The following is a 17,554-nucleotide window of genomic DNA, read 5'->3' on the forward strand; positions in this document are numbered from 1 at the left end:
CTCTTACTGTCGGCTGCGTCCGAAGCGCTGGCGGCCGATGTGGGAAGCATAGGCTTCAAATGTGCGGATGACAAAATCTTACAGGTCACTGCCTGCCCTTTCGGGTGTCCGAGGGAAGCGGAGGGTTCGAAGCCGCCCCACGGTCAAACCGCTGAGTGCTCTGACGGTTTTGAAGGCCCGCCCCCGACACACCTCTTGGTGCGATGCATATCGGGGGCAGGGAAGGTGGTCAGTCGGCGAAGGCTGTGCCGGTCTTCCGGGCCGCTGCTATGGCTTGGGCATGCCCGTGGAAGACGTGCCATTCGCAGTTGGCCGCAGCCCCTGCGGAGCGCCGGGTAATCAGCCTCGTCGACGTGTTCGAGGTACGTCGCCAGCGTCAGCCCATGCTGCCGAAGCACATTGCGGTCCAGGTGCTGGCTGAACGCAGCCACAACAACATCAGCCTCAACCTCCTCGATCCCGAAGGCCTTCCCCGGTCTCCATTTCTCAGTCGCGACATAGGCGTCAACGATGAATTGCTGTTGAGGTTCGCCGTGCGTCTCCTAAAGCGGTCAAAGCTCTGGTCGGCTGCCCCCGGGTCCTGTGGTGAAAGAGAAAGGGCGCACGGGGTCGACGCGCGTTGCTTCTCTCTCGGTTGGGCCCCGAAATTTCTACCAAACATTCCCGACCTACATTAGAGTTCCCTTATGGTATCCCTGCGGTACGACGCCAGGCAGGAATCGAACGAGACCTGGACGGTGTTCGACCTATTCACCGGGCTTCCGGCTGTGTTCGATGGCTACCCAGCCGTCGATCTCGACATGGAGTATGCCCGACGATCTGGTAGACATCCTGAACGCTATCGACTTGAAACGCAGGGTCGGCCGAGGTGATCTCTGATTGGAACCATAATGTCCTGAACGAGTTTGACGCTAGGGGTGGAGTAGTTCCCAATCATGGCCGACCACTATCGATCAGGGCAGATGTCGGCCGAGAACGCTGTTCGGCAGATGATTGCGTCCGATGAAACCCGTCATTACCTTTACAAGTGTTAGATTTGAAGGTCGAGGTGCATTGATTTCTTCATCTCGTGACCCATCAGATGACCGGCTGGGTTCTCCCACGTGGGAGGGTGCGATGAAATCTCAAGCGGTCTTGAAGCCCCTGACCACCGCAAGGGAGCTGGTCGAGGCGGCGATCCATTTCATCCCGGTCGGCAGCATCGTCTCAGTCCGAGACATCGTTGCCGCAGTCCGCAAAGCTGACCCCGATCTACAAGTGACCGACTGTGAATTGGTCGAGACCATCATGGACCGAGCCACGCTCCATGGGCAATTCGTGTGTTTCGATCTCAGACAAGTCTGATGAGCCTTCACTGGTTCGACCCTCCGGTCCCTATCAGCGGCAAGAGCGCCGGTACGACCTACAACGTCAACAACGTCGAGGCAGCCTCCGCGCATCTTTTCAAGTGGACCAAACGTGGCCCTAAGTGGAAGGTTGCGACGGACGTTTGCAGGGCCGCTCTGGGTGATCGAGCAACACCTCAGGAGGCCCGGCGGTGCTTCAGGCTCGCTGCCATTGAGGAGGGCGTGCTGCTTGCTTAAAAAGCAGGCGAAGTATCGGATGCTTAATCCCGAACATTTTCCATGAGTGTTCACCGTGCATCCAAGATAGTTGCTATGGATTACCTTAAGGACGGGGCAGGGGGGCTCAAGATGTCCGTTCTTCCCCTCCTGCCGCAGTCGGCGGAAGAATTAGTCTGAACGACTTGCGAAAACTGGCTGAAGATGAGGCCTGAAAGTTGCGCCATGTTGCCGTTCAGCCTTGGGCATCGCGCTCCGCTACGGTCACGCCGTCCATGACCCTGTCACTCGGAGAGGGGCCGGATTGCCTGATCATCATCGACGAGTTGGCAGGACAGGCATTGGCCGAGGGAGGCGAACAATCGCCCCAGCGGTGCTGTCGCTTGTTTGCGCCTCCGGCACCGTCCCGACGTTGGACTAGCCCAAGAAAGCCACTGAGGGCGACACGAGCGACCAGATGGCGTTCCGCTGCGCCGATGATGAGCGTTGCTCCCGAAGGCAACACTCAGCCCGCTCGGTTCGATGGGTTTAAGCCTGAGCTGCAGAACAGAGCAGCGGCGAACGCCTGTCCGAGCATGCACATCGTCGCGTCGGGATTGTGATAGCGGAGGAACGCTGTCTATGGATCGCGTCAAATCACCAGTACATACATCGGCTATTTGAGGTTCGCCTCAAGCTCTTCATTCCCAAAAGAATTGTCTCCCAGGTGCGGCTCGATATCCGAAGCCTGGCGATCCTGTGCCACAGGCTTGCCTTCAGGTCCGCACCCGCAGGGATTGCTCCAGCCTGTCGGCGATCTGTGTGACGACATAGGCGATCACCATGTAGATCACGACGGCAATCACGAAGGCTTCGAGGTAGTAGAAGTTCAACGCTGCGGTCAGCTGGGACTGCGCGAATATATCGACGACCTCGATGGCGAATCCAAGCGAGAGCGCCTTCATGATGACCATCATCGAGGTGGTCAGGTCGGGAATTGCCGTGAGGGCCACCTGGGGAAACAGCACCCGTCGAAACAGTTGGCCCTTCGTATAGCCCAGCGAATAGGCCGCGTCGGACTGACCCGTGTCAAAGGCGTTGAGGGCTCCTTTGATGATCTCCGCCTGAAACGCGGCGACACAGCCGGTTATCGCAATGACAAGGATAACCCAGTTGGGCGTTTCGTGGGCGTTGAAGTCTATGCCGACCAATGAAAACAGAAACTGGAGCGCTGGGGGACGACCGAAATAGGCCAGGAAAATAACGATCACCATCGGGACGCCCTTGAACACGACCTTATAGGTCACGACAAGCTCCCGCAGTAGCGGGATCCGCCTATATTCGACGAGCGCAAAAAGGCTGCCGACGATCGTCGACAGGACGAAAATCGTGAACGCCATGGCAAGCGTTACGGGTACGGCGCCCAGAATTTCCTGCGAGTCTTGGAGCAAAATGTCGGTATCAAACATGGTCGAATACCCTCGTTCCGTTCAGGCGCTCGCGATGAGCGCGTTCTTGATCTGAGCTTTTGCCGTTGCCTCTGGTGCCTGCATGGGGGAGCGAAGCTCGAAGAAGCGCACGATGAGCCAGGCAATCAGGCACATCACCGAATAGATGACCGCCAGCACGAGGTACGTTTCGAACTGGTACTGATTATAGTCGCGCTCCATGATCAAATGCGCAGTCGCCATGACGTCCGCCGCCCCGATGTACATCACCAGCGCAACGTTATGGATCAGGTAGATGACGGAGTTCCCGTAGCCGGGCAACGCAAAGTGCACCGCTTGCGGGCCGACAACGCGAGTGATTTTCTGGCGGAAGGTATATCCAAGACTGTCGGCCGCATCATGCTGGCCGCGATCGACGGCCAGGTATGCAGGGCGGAGGACTTCCGACAGGTAGCCGCCGTGGTAAAAACTCAATGCCACCATCGCGGCGATCGTCGGCGAGAAAAAGTCTTCGGAGCCGAACAGAACCACCAACAAGGGAAGCCCGTAGAATGCGACGAACAACTGGAGGACGACAGGAACGCTGCGGGCATAGGATACGTAGAGGTCCGCCAGGTGGCTGATCACTGGCACCCTGTGAACCCGCAGAGTTGTCGCGAGGAGAGCCAGGCAGAACCCAGCAATGAGGGCCGTAAACGTGATGGCGAGCGTCAGCGGCAACGCCGAGAGCAACTCGGGAATCATAGCAGAAACATCCACTTTGACACGCTCCTTCTTGCGATTTAGCCTCGCCGTTGACTATCCAAATGCGGTGAGGGCGGTCTTGTTACTTCATGTACTTTACGATGTCCTCGCCGAACCACTTCTGTGAGAGCTTGTCGATCGTGCCGTCGTCCTTGAGTTGCTTGAGCACCTTGTTGACGTCCTCGGCCAGGACCTTGTTTTCATCCGACTTGTGAATCAGCATGTAGGTATTGTTGCTGTAAACGGGATCTGAGGCGACAATATCGAGCTTCTTATTGTCGATAACGGCCTGTTCACCGAGATTAGACGGTAGAACCAATGCGTCGAACTTGCCGTTTTGAACTTCGTCCAGGCGGTTCGGATAAGGGATGCCCGCGCTCGACGCCGTGACGTCGAGTTTGTACTGGGGGTTCTCTTTCTGCCAATTCATGATGAACTTGTAGGTTCCACCGCCGGCTGTGGTCGGAACGATCCTTTTGCCGACCAGGTCTTTCATTTCCTTGATGCCGCTGTCTTTCTTGCTGTAGATTTTCATCAGACTGGCCCCCATCGGGTTTTCCGGAATGATGAATTGCTTGGCGCGCTCGGGCGACTTGTAGTAGCCGCCGACCGCGATGTCGTACTTCCCGGTGGCAAGGCCGGTTTCCTGAGCGATGTCCGAGACACCTTCCATTTCGAACTTGTACTGCGGCAGCTTTGCGTTGATCGCTTTGAGGAGTTCGGGTTCATATCCTTGTGGTTCGACGCCGATCGCCCCCCAGGCCAGCGGCTTGGATTCTGCGGACGTTGCGATCTTGATGGTCCGCACGCCCTCACCAAAGCTGGACCCCGCACTTGCGAGGGCGATTGCCATGCCGCCCGCTACTGCTAGAGCGAATCGACGGGAAGAACTGAATTTGATTGCAGACATTGCTTATGTTCCCTTCTTATTGGAGTGAGTGTTCAGAACTGAGAAACTGAGCAAGCCTTGGGCTGGACGGTGAATCGAAGATCTCAGCCGGGCTGCCATCGGCGGCAACGACGCCCCGATCCATGAAAACGATGCGGTTAGAGATGCTTTTTGCAAATTGCATCTCGTGGGTCACAAGGAGCGAAGTGATGCCAGACGATGTGACGTCTCTAATCACCTTCAGAACTTCGCCAACAAGTTCAGGATCCAGCGATGACGTCGGCTCGTCGAAGAGCATCACATCCGGCCGAACTGCCAGCGCACGTGCGATGCCTGTACGCTGAAGCTGGCCGCCCGAGAGCTGGGATGGATAGCTGTCTCGCTTGGAGGAGAGGCCGACCCGGTCGAGCTCTCTGAGCGCGATTTCCTGAGCCTCTTCCTTGGATTTGCGCTGCACCACGACCAGCGGATCCATGACGTTCTGAATGACCGTCATGTTCTTGAAGACGTTGAACTGCTGGAAGACCATTGCTGTCCGCAATCGGATCGCCTGGACAGCATTCTTGTCGGCTCGCTGATAGTCCATCTGGATCTGATCGAACGCGATAGTCCCGGATGAGGGCCTGGCCAGATAGTTGATGCACTTCAGCAGCGTGGTCTTGCCGGTGCCGCTAGGGCCGATGATCGACACCACATCTCCGCGTTTCACCGAAAGATTGACGCCGTTCAGGACCTGGGTGGTTCCATAGGACAGTCTTATGTCTTTGAGCTCGAGCATTTCTGATTGGTGTCCTTCATTTCCTAGAGGAGGGACGGACAGCCAGAACAGCTGGATGATTGCGGAGTAGCCAAAAACTCATCTGCATTTTGGTTCCCTCTTATCCCTATGAGCCATCGGTTCAGCCGGCTCTGATTGGAGACGCCTGGCATGGGTGCGGTGACGGTGCGCAATGTCATTTCCCGGTCTGCGCATGGCCGAGAACGTGCATCAGCCGGTTTGCCCAGCCGAAGATCGATATGGCGTGGACAAGGTCGATGATCTCGACATCATTCATGCCGACGGATCGCAGCGCGGCGATATCGTCTGCCGTCGCTTCCGACGGCGCCGCCGACAGGCGGCGGGCAAAGCTGTAGATTGCCGCATCGCGCGGCCCAAGCTTTTCGGGTTTGTCGAGGTACAGCGTGGTGACCACTTGGTCGCTCTTGGTCAGCTCTGCATGCCTGCGGGCGTGGACAACGGCACAGAATTTGCAGCCATTGACGATCGAGGCTCCCAACGCGCCAAGTTCGCGATCGGGACGAGCGAGCCCACCCTCGACGTACATGATTGCGTTGAACAAGATGGTGCGGGCAAGATAGCTTTCCGGATCATGCACAAGGGTCCGTACATATTCCGAAACTTTCTTGGCGGAGGGCGTAACCTTCATCGCATCGAGCTGTTCCGGCGTGGCCTCGGACAGCTCGACCGGCGCGATGTATGGCTGCCAGTTCAGCGGCTTCAGGCGCACCGAGGAAATCATGACGACCTCATCAATCGCAAACCGGTCGCTACCCGCGTCTGGAAATTGACGAAGGCAATCAGTTCGGAGAGCGCGACGATCTGAGGATTGCTCAATCCGGCCTGGGCAAGCAGGGCGATGTCGCTCGCCTGCGCCTTTTTCGGCGTCAACGTGACCAGGTCGGCGTGCCGGGCGATAGTCGCCAATGGCTCTTTCAGAGCAGTTTCGCCCTGGGCCACGGCCAGAAGCTGCCCTGTCGCATCAAGCTGAGCCAATTGCGTGTCAAATTGCTCTACCAAGGCAGCATCGCCATTCAGGGCGGCCATGCGACGAGCAAGAGCAACTCGCAAAATCGGCGCCAAACCTTGGTCGTGGGCGGGGTGCAGTACGGAGATGCGACATTCCTCGGCCCCTTGCACGAATTCCGGCCGAAACCGACGCGCTCTGAAAAGCTCATCGTCCGGCGAAAGACCGGCGGCTTTGTCAATTGCGTCGATCACCACGCGGCCTCCCTCTGCAGCAAGGGTGTTGAATCGACCCATTCGTCGCCCAGAAGTTCGGGCGTGTCGTAGGCGATCAGATTGGCGAAGTGGGTTTCGACATCCTCGGCAAACAGCGATGCGGCAATGCCGCGGACCAGACGGTCGGCCCCGGCGGTGACGGCCGGGATATCGCCGGAGACCTTGCCATGGGTCAGCATGGCGGCGTCGTTGAAGCAGTGGATATGCGCCAGCATCGGGCAGGAGCCGGGGACGCGTTCGCGAAACTCGAAGGCGGGACCGAGATCCGGCGCGTCCGACATGCCTGCACGAGCCGGCCCCATATCCGGCCTATATCGGCCATCCGACCAGGTGCGGATATGTGGGGCGATCGCCGCAAATTCCGGCCGGCCGCTGAAGTCATTTGAAAAGCCGGTTGCCGCGATCAGGAAGTCGTAGCGCATCGGCCCCTGCGTGGTTTCCACCAGCAGGGTCCCGGCCTCCTCCTTCGCCGCAACTATGCCGCAGTCGAGAAGGAACCGAGCATTGGGGTGCCGAGACACGCGAAGTGTCGATGAACGGGGCGGCGGTGTCTGGGTCGAGGCGGTATAATCGAAGAATTTCCACTTCCAGGCGTCGGGCAAGTGATGCATGCCGAGTACAACACCCGGGCTGCCAATGCCGGTCAGCTTGTTGATGCGCGGCATTTCCTTGCGCCGGATCAACATGTCGACAGAGCCGGCTCCCGCCTCGAGTGCCGTTGCGGCATTGTCCATGGACGAAGCACCAGCGCCGATCACCGCCACACGCTTGCCTTTCAGCGCATCGAAATCGATGTCGTCGGCAGAATGGGCCCAATAGGCGCGATCGATGCCGCTGAGGAAATCGGGGACGGCAAAACCGCCCAACCCGGACCGACCGGTGGCCAGAACGAGACGACGGGTGAGAACCCGGCCGGTTTCCGCGCCATCGATATCGATCGCAATCAGATCTCCCACGGCTGTCAGTCCGGTCATGCGCACGCTGTTGCTCACCGGCAGGCCAAGAACCTTGCGGTACCAGACCAGGTAATCCATCCACTGGCCCTTGGGGATTTTATCCAGCGACCGCCAGGCCTCAACGCCCCATTGCGCCGTGAACCAGGCGCGGAACGTCAATTGCGGCAGGCCGAGCGACGGACCGTGCAGGGTTTTCGGCGACCGAAGCGTTTGCATGCGGGCAAAGGTCACCCATGGTCCCTCGAGCCCGGCCGGAGCCGCATCATAAGCCACGACATTGCTTATCCCGGTCAGCACCAGCTTTGCCGTGGCAGCAAGTCCGCACATGCCGGCGCCGATGACCACGACATCGCGGACCGGCACGCCATCGTGTGAACGCGCCGGAACCCATGGCTTGGCGGGCAGTTCGAGAAAGTCGAGATCCTGCGCGAGCTGTGCTTCGAGCGCAGCAAGACCTGTCGACGTTGGCGCGGCGGGGGTATGCTTCATATTCCCGTTCCGTAATTTGTGCCGGACGCAGGATCGCTCACCAATTGGCCAGCCAGGGCCGGATCGAGTTTCTTGAAGCCGACGATCGACCGTTCGGCCACCGCCTCGACCGCATCCATCAACGCCTGCGCGACTGGACGAAGCGGACGTTTTTCGGCAGCCACAACGCCCCAATAAAAGAGAACGGTTGCGTCGATCGGGCGGATGACGACATCGGGCAAGGCGACGCCATAAGCGGTGAGGGGATCGATGACGGCGGCCGCACCGGTCTGACGCACGATCTGTAACGCGCCATATGCAGTATTCGTCCGGATCACTGGCCCGGTGTCGATGCCCCTGGCCGCCAAGGCCTTTGAGACATGCAACTGGAAACGTAGGGGGTTGAGCAGTGTGGCGACGCGTCGACCGGCAAAAGCGGAAAGCGGTATGACGTCAAGTTCAGCCAGCGGATCGTCCTCCCGCACGGCAGCAACATCAGGCGCCGAATAAAGCCGCAGCACATCCAGACCAGGCGTATCGAGCGGCAAGCTTGAAAACCCGATCTCGGCACGTCCGCTGCGCACCTCCTGGGCGACGATCGAGGGCAGAAACTGCCCGAGATGCGTCTCGTGCGGAAGCTCGACACCTCTGAGTTCGGCCATGGCCGTCGGGATCAAGCCGGTTCCGATCGCGGAGGTGGTAACAATCTGCAGGATCCGCCCTCGGCCGGCGGCAATCATCTTGGCCCGCGCAGCAAGCTCGGTGAAGGACATCAGCAAGCGCCGCGCCTCCTCCTCGAAAGCCACACCCTCCTCGGATAACTGCACCCGGCGACCGACACGGTGCAGCAATTCGAAGCCGAGCTCCGCCTCAAGATCCTGAATGGTGCGTGTGACCGAAGGCTGGGAACACCCGAGCATCGCGGCAGCCTTGGTGATGCTGCCGTTGGCGGCAACGGCAAGAAAGGCCTGGAGATCTCGTGTTTCCATTTACGCCTACATGCGCATTGTGTATGAGTAAGATCGTCTCATGCAGTTTTGATATATGTCAAGGCGGAAATGAAATATGGCCGGAGACGCCTCGGAGATTCGCCATACGGTCGGAATGATACGCAAGCCCACGGAGCGTCGTCGGTCGTCTCGGCCATGTGGCTCGAACGCGTTCCAGCTGAACCCCGTGGAGCGATTCCTGGGTAGCGAGGCTCAAGGAAGCGATAGGTTTCAATCGAGTTGTGCCTGCCTGCTGGCCGTGCATGCAATGGCGTTCGCCCCGCTGCGATCGTAAAGACTGGAACAGGAGAAATCCTATGCGGGTGAGTATTCTGGGGGCCGGCGCAATTGCTTACGGCCTTGCTGCCTGCTTGGCGGAGGCGGGACACGATCCAATGCTTTGGTCGCCGTCGGGAGAGCGCACCAAGGCACTGGCCACCGGCGAATTGCTAAAGGCCACGGGCGCTGTCGAGGCAACGGTGTCGGCGCGTATCGCCAAGGATTGTAAAGAGGCTATTGCCGCAGCAGACGTTGTGATGGTCGCGCTGCCGGCTAATGGGCACAAGAAAGTGGTGGATGCTGCCGCTCCTTATCTGAGGGAGGGAATGCCGGTAATCATCAGCTCTCACAGTTCTTTCGGCGCGCTGTATCTCTCCAGGCAATTGGCGGAACGCAAGGTTCGCCTGCCGATCGTCGTCTGGGGCACGACGTTGGTGACCGGCCGTCAGTCCGGGCCAACAGAAGTCCACGTTGCCAGTGTTCGCCAGAAGGTCGATGTCGCGACGCTCCCGTTCGACGCGATGAACCAAGGGTTCCGACTTTGCACGACCCTGTTTGGAGATCGTTTCGTCAAGCGCGACGGCATGCTTGCTATCGCGCTCAGCAACCTCAATCCGCAGAACCATCTCGGGATCGCTCTTCTTAATCTCACACGCATGGAAAAGGGAGAGCAGTGGAGCCAGGCCGGAAACGTCACGCCGGCTGTCGGCCGCTTTATCGAGGCTCTGGATGCGGAACGATTGGCGATCGCCGCCCGTTTTGGAATTGCCGTGCGCACGGTTGAAGAGCATTTTTCATTGTCGTTTCACGTCCCCATGGCCACTGTTTCGGAAATGAATCAGGAGATGGATCGCCAAGGCCGCGGCGGCTTGGGCCCGTCAACTATCGAAAGCCGCTATGTTCTGGAGGACGTTCCCTTCGGGCTGCTGCCGACGGCACTCTTGGGGAAGATCAGCGGAAACCCAGCGATCCTCCATGAGGCTGGAATTTCGATATTCTCTGCAGCCTACGGTCGCGATCTTAAGGCAGACAATGATATCCTTCCTGCGCTCGGCATCGAAGGAATAGGAAAAGTGGATCTGGAGAACCTTTGCCGTAAGGGTTTTTAGCGACTCTTCACAGATGATGACGCGGGCAACCGGACAGCGATACGCGTCAATCAACCCGCTCTCATCTCCAGTCAAGCGGCTGCAAGTTTGTTGCGGAAGCCGACGGATCGGCTTCCGTTCTTATATGGCGCCCTGCCGCATCACGAGCTTGACTTCGGCACCCTGGCCTGGCGCCAACGTGAAGGATAGCTCGTCTTGCCTTCCATCTGGGCCGGATCGGGGCTTCCGAGGTTGCTTCGGTGGCAGGCGCTGCAGCAATGGCCGGAGCCTCGGCAGGAGCGATCTCTCCAGCTGTCACATTATCTTGCGCAACGGCCTCCCCAGTTGGGATGGCTGCGACTCGGGCTGTTCGGCTGTCAGGGCAACGAGGAGATTTTCAATTCGGTCCATGCGCGCTATCAACTCGGCCGGAGGGACCATTTGCGTCATCCGCTCGGCCGGGGCCTTCGCCGTGGCCATTTCGTCCGCTGCCGCCTCAGCTGCCAGCTGTGTCTTGATTTCGCCCATTCTGGTGAGGCCGAGCAATCTGCCTGCTCCGGTCGGATCCATCGCATACTCGGAGCATGACGACCGTGACGAGCACGGCAAGCGCCGTCAGCGCGGCAATCATGGTGGAGCGCTTCAGCTGCGCTGACGTTGGCAAATCGGCGCGGCTGGGAAGGTCGGTGTTGTACATGATTGCGGTTCCTTATGCTGCGACGAACAGGCCGGTGAGCTGATATCCGATCAGCAGGAAACCAGCCGTCATCATGATGACGTTTGCGGTATAGGCGTGGCGCCAGAAGCTGCGTGTCCGGCGCCAGTAGCCCATCACGATCAAGATGGCGCCGAGGCCCGTGAGTTGGCCGATCTCGACATCGACATTGAAGGCCAGCAGGTTCAGCACAAGGCCGTCAGGCGAGATGTTGTATTCGATTATCTTCGTCGACAGACCGAATCCGTGGAAGAAGCCGAAGACCAGCGTCGCGACCTTGGTATTCGGCTGGAAGCCGAGCCATCGCTGGAATGCGCCCATATTGTCGAGTGCCTTGTAGACCACGGACAGGCCGATGATCGCGTCGATGTAGCTGTTGATGCCGACGTTGAAGTAGACGCCAAGCAGCATGGTCGTGGAGTGGCCGAGCGCAAACAGGCTGACATAGATGCCGATGTGCTTCATCCGGTAGAGGAAGAAGATCACGCCGAACAGGAACCGGATGTGGTCGTATCCAGTCACCATGTGCTTGGCGCCGAGATAGATGAAGGGCTCGGCGGACAGGAGATCGACCTCGTCTACAACCGCCTGGTCGATTTTACCCTTGATTGGCCGGAGCATGCAGCGCTCAGGGCGGCTTATCAGGACGGCGCGGTCGTGGTCACGCCCAATCCGCACAACCATGCGCTTTATGCGAGCAAGCGCGATCTGACATTGCTGTCCGATCCAAAGGCGCTGGAAGCATTGGGCCTTTCGCCGGAGATGCGCTCGCGGCTCGATGGTATTCCGCGGACTACGCTGGTCACGCCCGACAATGCAGATGCCATGTGGCAATCGCGCAAGAACATGTTATTCAAGCCACTCTCCGGTCATGGCAGCAAAGCGGTCTATCGAGGCGACAAGGTGACGAAGGGGGTTGGGCCGAGATCGCCCGGGGAGGCTATGTGGCCCAGGCATTTGCTGCACCGGTGCAGCGCATGATCGAGATCGATGGCGCACCCACACCGCGCAAGATGGACGTGCGGCTTTATGCTTACGATGGCCAGGTGCTGGTCGCCGCCGCGCGCCTCTATCAAGGCCAGACCACCAATTTCCGCACACCCGGCGGCGGTTTTGCCCCTGTCCTGGTCGTCTGAACATGGACTGACCAGCTAGAAGCCCAGCGTAGCGAAGGTGAGGATGGCGAGAAGCGGCGACGTCCGCTGCTCCAAGGCCAATCACCCGTTCACGAGCCTGGCATATGCCAGGCGCCGATGCCTTTTCCCGCCATCCAGCTCGGCCCTTGATGAACTGAAAGGCTCACGGCGACTATTTCCTTTCCCAATCTATGAATAGCGGACCTTGCGCGAACTCCGGGATGCGGCGGGGCACGCGAGTGGGATATCGCGCGGGCTTCTTGTGGACCAAGATAATGGCGGTCGCCGAGAGTTCGAGCGCGCGCTTGACTACTTCTCGCGGGCAGACAGGCATGGGATCGACGGTGCCTGTCTGCTGCAACTGGCGCGTCGGCGATGAGCGCGTTACTCACCGCATCAAATTTGATGTACATTCCTTTGGGGAGGTAGCTGGGAGGTTACTCTTGGGCGGGGGTAGTACATGGCATACACTTCACAGCCGTCGTTGCTCGGAATCGAACGTATTCCATCCTACGTCGGACTTAACAACGATGACATGGGGCTTATCAGGGCGTTGAGGTTCACGCCGAAGCGCTATCCAGCGGAGACGGTCATCGTCGGCCAGGGCGAGGCCTGCGATCGCGTATTCATAGTCGAGTCGGGCTGGGGCTGCATTTCTCATGAACTCGCGGGCGGGCAGCGACAAATTCTGGATTTCGCCCTGAGAGGCGATATCATTCTGCCTCAGTCAATCCCGGGCAACGCTCTTGAAACGTTTATGGCTCAAACCGAGCTCTCGGTTTTGGTGACTTCCACCGAGACATTTTTCCCAGCTGCGATGAAGTCGCCCCATCTTTTCTCCCTTATTCTCGAAACGCTGGTACACCGCGCAGCGGTTATCGCTCAACATCTCACCAATGTAGGTAGACGCAGCGCCTTGGCACGTACGGCGCATCTGTTCCTCGAGCTAAGGGCGCGTCTCGAACGAATCGGCTCCGTCACCCGTAACAGCTATGAATGCCCTCTCACCCAGCACGATCTGGCGGACGCTCTCGGCCTCACGCCAATTCACGTCAACCGAATGCTGCGGGAACTGCGCGAGCGTAAGGTCCTCGAATTCCGCAAAGGCCATGTTCGCGTGCTAGACCAACAAGGCCTGACGAAGCTCGCTGGATTCGAAAGCGGCTACATCGAATACTGATGCGTATCGCCCTATCAACACTGACGTTTTCGCATTGCGTGAGGCAATTGCGCTGATACCAACATCGACGTCGCTTCCGACCGGGCGCTCCGGCTTCAGAGCCAGCGATGGGCATTCTCGATGGTAGTCGTGCAGTGATCTATGATGCGGGTTTCGAACGCCGGATCGGCGCCTGTCACCAAAAGCAGGTGGATCGTCTCGACGCCGCGGACGGCCGCCGAATAGCGAAGCGGCATCCAGTCGTCAGCCGCTCCACATGCTGGGATTGTCTCGATCAACTCGGATGATTTACGCTGGCTCAATATCAGCGAAGCAGGAGTTTCCTGGTTAAGTCGACCACACGGTCCCGCTCGGACGTGGGCCAGCCTTGAGGATGGCGCGTCTCGATTGCGAACGCGCCCTCGGAAGTGGCAGTTAACTTGGTGTGGCCATCGCGAAATCTCAGTGCCTTTCTTGTATAGCCAAGGTCCTCCAGCGAGGAAGCAACCGCGTCGCCGCAATATCCAGAAGTTGCGAACAGGATGACGCGTGGGGTGAGGGACGCGATCTCCTCTTTCAATGCCGTGAAATGAGGTTCCGAAAGCCCGCGCCACCGATGCGCAGGCGGCGGCCTGGAACCGCCAATCTCGTCCATTTTGCAAATGTTCGTCCACGCGACCTTGCGGCGACTGGGATCAATCAAATCCAGCATCTGCCAAAAGGCAGATTTGTTTCTCCTCTCAACCATCCACTTGGTGGACGCGAAAACACTTGCCGCCTGATCATGGTTGGAGGCAACCAACTTGCCAAGCGGCCCTGCGCTCTTGCCAACATAAAGCAGTGCAAGCTTACTGCCGGGATCGTATTCGGGGCCGATGCCCGGCGCGAAAACTCCAGATGAAGCCCATCCGGCGTCAACTGAAATGCGATTGCAATCGACGAGTTTTTTCCAAGTTCCTGCGGTTATTGGAAGCGCCCGATCCATATTCTTCCCCCCAAAATTCAAGCGATCAAAGCCGCAGCTGAAGGGGGCGTCAAGTCTATCCCCCTGTTCATCCGCATATGTGAGTGAGCACGGCACTATCCGGGCATTGCTTGGCGGTCCGACAAAATCGCTCGAGCTCTTGTCAGTGACCTCGAATGGCGCAAACAGTTCTGGCATGCTGGGCGATGCGCGTGGTCAGGGACTGGCGTCCCCGAAAGACGGCACATTAGTGCGGCGCCGATTGCTCCATCTGGCGCGACCGATTTACGCCACCAGGCGCTCGAGCCGTCCCGCCTGCACCGACGCTCTCATCATTGCCGCCATGAATGGGAACCAGAAGTTTGCGTTGCCATAGTTGCGGATGACGACTTCGGATCCCTCGCCAACCGGCAGGATAGAATAGTCCACTCCGCCGGCAAATGGTCCGGAGACATACTTCATCCGAACCAAGCGTCCTGGTTCGAACTCGGTGACCTCGATCACCCATTCAAATGATCGGCCAATAAAGGCACCGTGCCGCCGGACGCGTGCCAGTGCCATAGGGCGGCGGCGTAATGCGGCAATCGCGGTGGCTGAGGCCCAGGCGGTCGGCGTTGACGACCCCACCGAACTTGCCCATCTGCGTCCGGGAGGGGTGGCAATCAGTTCTGACTCTACGCCGCCCGTGCTCGGTTGAGAGTGACGATGCTCGATGCACGACCTTATCGCTGTGATAGAAGTAACACCGCGCTGGTGGTGGCTAACCCGGCAGCCTTTGCCACGTTTGCCGTGCTGTTCGGTGGCGGAGAATTTACCGTTGGACGCTATTTCTTGACGGAGCGTATTGCCAATCTGGAAAGCCGAATTGCGCGACGCGACGAGGAAATCGAACGCCGCATAAGCCACCGGGTCAGGAGACCGCGACGGGCGGGTTCGAGGCATGGACGGACGAGTAAGGAACATCCCTTCCTCGTTGGCAGCACTCTCGAATGCCTTACGGGCCTCCTGAGTTGGCATCTGATCAGCCAGGCAGGCCATGCAGATGCGCACCGCATAGTTCCATTTAGGGCCACGCTTGGTCCACTTCAGGAGTTCCTCGGCGGCGCGTTCCACGTTGTTGACGTGGTGGCACATCCCTGCCCGCTCGCAGCTCACGGGGGCTGGAGGGTAGAACCAATGGCGGGCCATCAGGGCTCTTTAAGATCGAAGCACACGAACTGCCCGTGGAGCGTGGCCCGGTCGACAATGATTTCGACCAGTTCACAGTCTGTCTCTCGCAAATACGGATTTGATAATCGGACTGCCGCAACGGCTTCCTTGACCGAGACGATGCTGCCGCATCGGACGTGATGGATAGCTGCCTCTATCGCCTCTTTGGCGGTAGGACGGAACGCTTGAGCCGTCATAGCCCTCCTCCCTCCCCAGGGAAGAAACCCAAGCATTCATCTAGGGGTCAATCACACAAATAAATCAATGTTCGGAACGTACCGAGCCGAGGGGATGGACCTTACGGGGGCTCAGGGGGTTTCGGACGGTTCGTCTCGTCCTTTCAGATCAAGCAAAGCAAGCAGTGCCCCGATGGCGCCAGGCAGTTCCGCCTCGATCTTCAGATCTAACACCTTGTGCAGGTAATGACGGGTCTCATCGGACGCAATCATCCGCCGAACAGCGTTCGCGGCCGACATCTGCCCTGATTGATAACGCTCAGCCATGATTGGGAAATACTCCACCCCAGAGCGTCAAACTCGTTCGGGACGGTATGGTTCCAATCAGAGGTCACCTCGGGCGACCCTGCGTTTCAGATCGACGGCGTTCAGGAGGTCCAGCAGATCATCGGCATACCCCATGTCGAGGTCGACGGCTTCGTGGCCCTCGTACACAGCCGGCTGCCCGGTGAAGACGTCGAATACCGTCCAGGACTCGTCGCGTTCTTTCCTAATGTCGTACCGCATGGATACCATTAGGGAAGTCTAATGTAGGTCGGGACTGTTTGGTAGAAATTTCTGAGCGGGTGATCGGATAACACGCACGCGCGCTGACCCCCCGTGCTCCCTCATTTCCTCCACGCGTGTGCGGCGAGGCCGCTTGACCTGACACGCTGCGAGCACAAGCTTCGTCATGCGTCAGTGCAGGATTTTAGGGAAGGAACTTAGCCTTAGACTAAGAAGGTGCGTCGATAAGCACGCACGGAGTCAACTTTCTCGACGAATGGATAGCAGGACATCTTCCAAACGCCATCACCGAGATCCGCCGCGATACAGGGGGAATGAAAAGCCGGCGGTCGTCTTGGGGACGGCGTCGCCGGCAAGTGGCAGGCTGTTGGGCGGGGGTGGGCGGTAGCCTGCCATCCATCATTGCCGGCAGTATGATCTTAAGTGATCAGATTAGCTAGTGGTGATTTAGCGCAAATCCAACTCCAAATTTGCATCCGAGCGTGCCGCCCGGCCATGCGGCCCGACACCTTTTGACAGAGGAATGCCAACAAGGCGCCGGGCCTGACCGACGAACTAGCCCGCCGGTCATGCGCTGGTCGGTCACGCCTACAGCCGGGCAAACTTGTCTAGATGCAGGCGTATCCGCTGGCCTTCAGCGAAGGCGAGAGCGACCGATTCCAGTTCGAATGATTGGGTCCGTTCCTGATCTTCCTCGACCACACGGACGAACCATTCGCCGCAGGCTTCAATCACTTCGATGCAAGGACGACCTTTGCCGTTGAGTATCTCGCTATCCATCGCATTGCCTCCCCGCAACATGAGGACATTGCGAATTTATATGAATGCTGAATCGGCCATGCAAGGCTGGGTACGAATCGTACAAAGGGAGGCCAGCGTCAAAGCCAGTCTGATCGTCGCCTGGCCAGATCCGGAACATTCCTGATAGTTTCCTTGACGGCAGGGGCCCCAACGCTCCTGCAAGTCCCTTGATCCTGGGGCGGCCCGTCGCTGCCGTGAATGGGGCGGCGGGCGTTGTTGGACCACATTCTTGTCGCCATCGAGCGGTTCTCCTCCAGCGCTGCTACTTCAAAGGTGGCGATCGTTTTCGGTGGGGCAGGGTTGCCTTGGCCAAGGGAGGGAAGCCAAAAGGCGCGCGCTTGCCGCAACCGACATGCTCGCAGACCCGCTCGAAGGCCTACGCACGCGGGCCGAGGACGAATATCG

At 58.8% G+C, this 17,554-nt stretch carries 23 protein-coding genes and 1 pseudogene; 6 read left to right on the top strand and 18 right to left on the bottom strand.

Going from position 1 to position 17,554, the window contains the following annotated elements:
- The first annotated feature begins 1,116 nt into the window (after nt 1-1,116).
- Nucleotides 1,117-1,344: a hypothetical protein gene (locus NKJ01_RS34170; protein ID WP_023762685.1), complete on the top strand. Its 228-nt coding sequence runs from the start codon at nt 1,117-1,119 to the stop codon at nt 1,342-1,344.
- The gene (locus NKJ01_RS34175) at nt 1,344-1,583 is read left to right on the top strand and encodes a DUF982 domain-containing protein (RefSeq protein ID WP_023762686.1); all 240 of its coding nucleotides are present in this window, start codon (nt 1,344-1,346) and stop codon (nt 1,581-1,583) included. The genes NKJ01_RS34170 and NKJ01_RS34175 overlap by 1 nt, the downstream gene beginning before the upstream one ends.
- Before the next feature lie 734 nt (nt 1,584-2,317).
- Here the strand turns inward: NKJ01_RS34175 and NKJ01_RS34180 are convergent.
- The 8 genes from NKJ01_RS34180 to NKJ01_RS34215 form a co-directional block, all read right to left on the bottom strand.
- A complete protein-coding gene (locus NKJ01_RS34180) occupies nt 2,318-3,010 on the bottom strand; it encodes an amino acid ABC transporter permease (protein WP_352734862.1) in 693 nt (230 codons plus the stop codon).
- 21 nt (nt 3,011-3,031) lie between these two features.
- Nucleotides 3,032-3,748: an amino acid ABC transporter permease gene (locus tag NKJ01_RS34185; RefSeq protein WP_031261278.1), complete on the bottom strand. Its 717-nt coding sequence runs from the start codon at nt 3,746-3,748 to the stop codon at nt 3,032-3,034.
- Nucleotides 3,749-3,815: 67 nt separating this feature from the next.
- Nucleotides 3,816-4,643, bottom strand: coding sequence for a transporter substrate-binding domain-containing protein (locus tag NKJ01_RS34190; protein ID WP_352487434.1), 828 nt, complete (start codon nt 4,641-4,643; stop codon nt 3,816-3,818).
- A gap of 16 nt (nt 4,644-4,659) precedes the next feature.
- Nucleotides 4,660-5,400 carry an amino acid ABC transporter ATP-binding protein gene (locus tag NKJ01_RS34195; RefSeq protein WP_023762690.1) on the bottom strand — a complete coding sequence of 247 codons (741 nt, stop codon included), beginning with the start codon at nt 5,398-5,400 and terminating at the stop codon, nt 4,660-4,662.
- Between the two features lie 175 nt (nt 5,401-5,575).
- Nucleotides 5,576-6,142: a peroxidase-related enzyme gene (locus tag NKJ01_RS34200; RefSeq protein ID WP_352487432.1), complete on the bottom strand. Its 567-nt coding sequence runs from the start codon at nt 6,140-6,142 to the stop codon at nt 5,576-5,578.
- A complete protein-coding gene (locus NKJ01_RS34205; protein WP_031261280.1) occupies nt 6,139-6,621 on the bottom strand; it encodes a CMD domain-containing protein in 483 nt (160 codons plus the stop codon). The genes NKJ01_RS34200 and NKJ01_RS34205 overlap by 4 nt, the downstream gene beginning before the upstream one ends.
- The gene (locus NKJ01_RS34210) at nt 6,618-8,087 is read right to left on the bottom strand and encodes an NAD(P)-binding domain-containing protein (protein WP_023762693.1); all 1,470 of its coding nucleotides are present in this window, start codon (nt 8,085-8,087) and stop codon (nt 6,618-6,620) included. The genes NKJ01_RS34205 and NKJ01_RS34210 overlap by 4 nt, the downstream gene beginning before the upstream one ends.
- Entirely contained in the window at nt 8,084-9,055 is a 972-nt protein-coding gene (locus NKJ01_RS34215) for a LysR family transcriptional regulator (RefSeq protein ID WP_352734865.1), read from the bottom strand. The genes NKJ01_RS34210 and NKJ01_RS34215 overlap by 4 nt, the downstream gene beginning before the upstream one ends.
- A gap of 317 nt (nt 9,056-9,372) precedes the next feature.
- Between NKJ01_RS34215 and NKJ01_RS34220 the strand changes: the two genes are divergently transcribed.
- Nucleotides 9,373-10,443, top strand: coding sequence for an NAD/NADP octopine/nopaline dehydrogenase family protein (locus tag NKJ01_RS34220; RefSeq protein ID WP_023762695.1), 1,071 nt, complete (start codon nt 9,373-9,375; stop codon nt 10,441-10,443).
- A gap of 294 nt (nt 10,444-10,737) precedes the next feature.
- Here the strand turns inward: NKJ01_RS34220 and NKJ01_RS36590 are convergent, their stop codons facing one another.
- Nucleotides 10,738-10,968, bottom strand: a complete 231-nt coding sequence (locus NKJ01_RS36590; RefSeq protein ID WP_050589494.1) for a hypothetical protein — start codon at nt 10,966-10,968, stop codon at nt 10,738-10,740.
- Nucleotides 10,969-11,131: 163 nt separating this feature from the next.
- Nucleotides 11,132-11,758 carry a HupE/UreJ family protein gene (locus NKJ01_RS34230; protein ID WP_352487429.1) on the bottom strand — a complete coding sequence of 209 codons (627 nt, stop codon included), beginning with the start codon at nt 11,756-11,758 and terminating at the stop codon, nt 11,132-11,134.
- A 36-nt stretch (nt 11,759-11,794) separates the two neighbouring features.
- On the opposite strand from NKJ01_RS34230, the gene NKJ01_RS34235 reads away from it, so the two are divergent.
- Together NKJ01_RS34235 and NKJ01_RS34240 are read left to right on the top strand one after the other, a co-directional pair.
- Nucleotides 11,795-12,118 (top strand): hypothetical protein, encoded by a 324-nt coding sequence (locus NKJ01_RS34235; RefSeq protein WP_352487427.1) that lies wholly within the window; start codon nt 11,795-11,797, stop codon nt 12,116-12,118.
- The gene (locus tag NKJ01_RS34240; RefSeq protein ID WP_023758264.1) at nt 12,115-12,273 is read left to right on the top strand and encodes a hypothetical protein; all 159 of its coding nucleotides are present in this window, start codon (nt 12,115-12,117) and stop codon (nt 12,271-12,273) included. Before NKJ01_RS34235 ends, NKJ01_RS34240 begins: the two co-directional genes overlap by 4 nt.
- 172 nt (nt 12,274-12,445) lie before the next feature.
- Here the strand turns inward: NKJ01_RS34240 and NKJ01_RS34245 are convergent.
- Nucleotides 12,446-12,637 (bottom strand): annotated as a pseudogene (locus NKJ01_RS34245) (JAB domain-containing protein); the annotation flags it as partial.
- Between the two features lie 96 nt (nt 12,638-12,733).
- On the opposite strand from NKJ01_RS34245, the gene NKJ01_RS34250 reads away from it, so the two are divergent.
- Complete coding sequence (locus NKJ01_RS34250; RefSeq protein ID WP_023758265.1) at nt 12,734-13,453, top strand: Crp/Fnr family transcriptional regulator; 720 nt, start codon at nt 12,734-12,736, stop codon at nt 13,451-13,453.
- A 95-nt stretch (nt 13,454-13,548) separates the two neighbouring features.
- Here NKJ01_RS34250 and NKJ01_RS34255 read toward each other — a convergent pair whose 3' ends face one another.
- The 7 genes from NKJ01_RS34255 to NKJ01_RS34285 all read right to left on the bottom strand — a co-directional run bounded on the left by NKJ01_RS34255 (nt 13,549) and on the right by NKJ01_RS34285 (nt 17,128).
- Complete coding sequence (locus NKJ01_RS34255; protein WP_023758266.1) at nt 13,549-13,689, bottom strand: hypothetical protein; 141 nt, start codon at nt 13,687-13,689, stop codon at nt 13,549-13,551.
- A 68-nt stretch (nt 13,690-13,757) separates the two neighbouring features.
- Entirely contained in the window at nt 13,758-14,594 is an 837-nt protein-coding gene (locus NKJ01_RS34260; RefSeq protein ID WP_352487424.1) for a hypothetical protein, read from the bottom strand.
- A gap of 87 nt (nt 14,595-14,681) precedes the next feature.
- Nucleotides 14,682-15,584: a DUF982 domain-containing protein gene (locus NKJ01_RS34265; RefSeq protein ID WP_352734869.1), complete on the bottom strand. Its 903-nt coding sequence runs from the start codon at nt 15,582-15,584 to the stop codon at nt 14,682-14,684.
- Nucleotides 15,584-15,802, bottom strand: a complete 219-nt coding sequence (locus NKJ01_RS34270) for a hypothetical protein (RefSeq protein ID WP_023758274.1) — start codon at nt 15,800-15,802, stop codon at nt 15,584-15,586. Before NKJ01_RS34270 ends, NKJ01_RS34265 begins: the two co-directional genes overlap by 1 nt.
- Nucleotides 15,803-15,913: 111 nt before the next feature.
- Nucleotides 15,914-16,108 (bottom strand): hypothetical protein, encoded by a 195-nt coding sequence (locus tag NKJ01_RS34275; protein WP_023758275.1) that lies wholly within the window; start codon nt 16,106-16,108, stop codon nt 15,914-15,916.
- Between the two features lie 57 nt (nt 16,109-16,165).
- Nucleotides 16,166-16,348 (bottom strand): hypothetical protein, encoded by a 183-nt coding sequence (locus NKJ01_RS34280; RefSeq protein WP_352734872.1) that lies wholly within the window; start codon nt 16,346-16,348, stop codon nt 16,166-16,168.
- Between the two features lie 588 nt (nt 16,349-16,936).
- Nucleotides 16,937-17,128 (bottom strand): hypothetical protein, encoded by a 192-nt coding sequence (locus NKJ01_RS34285; RefSeq protein ID WP_352487421.1) that lies wholly within the window; start codon nt 17,126-17,128, stop codon nt 16,937-16,939.
- Nucleotides 17,129-17,554 lie beyond the last annotated feature (426 nt).

The sequence above is a fragment of the Mesorhizobium sp. M0276 genome, from assembly GCF_040321755.1.
Lineage (GTDB): Bacteria > Pseudomonadota > Alphaproteobacteria > Rhizobiales > Rhizobiaceae > Mesorhizobium.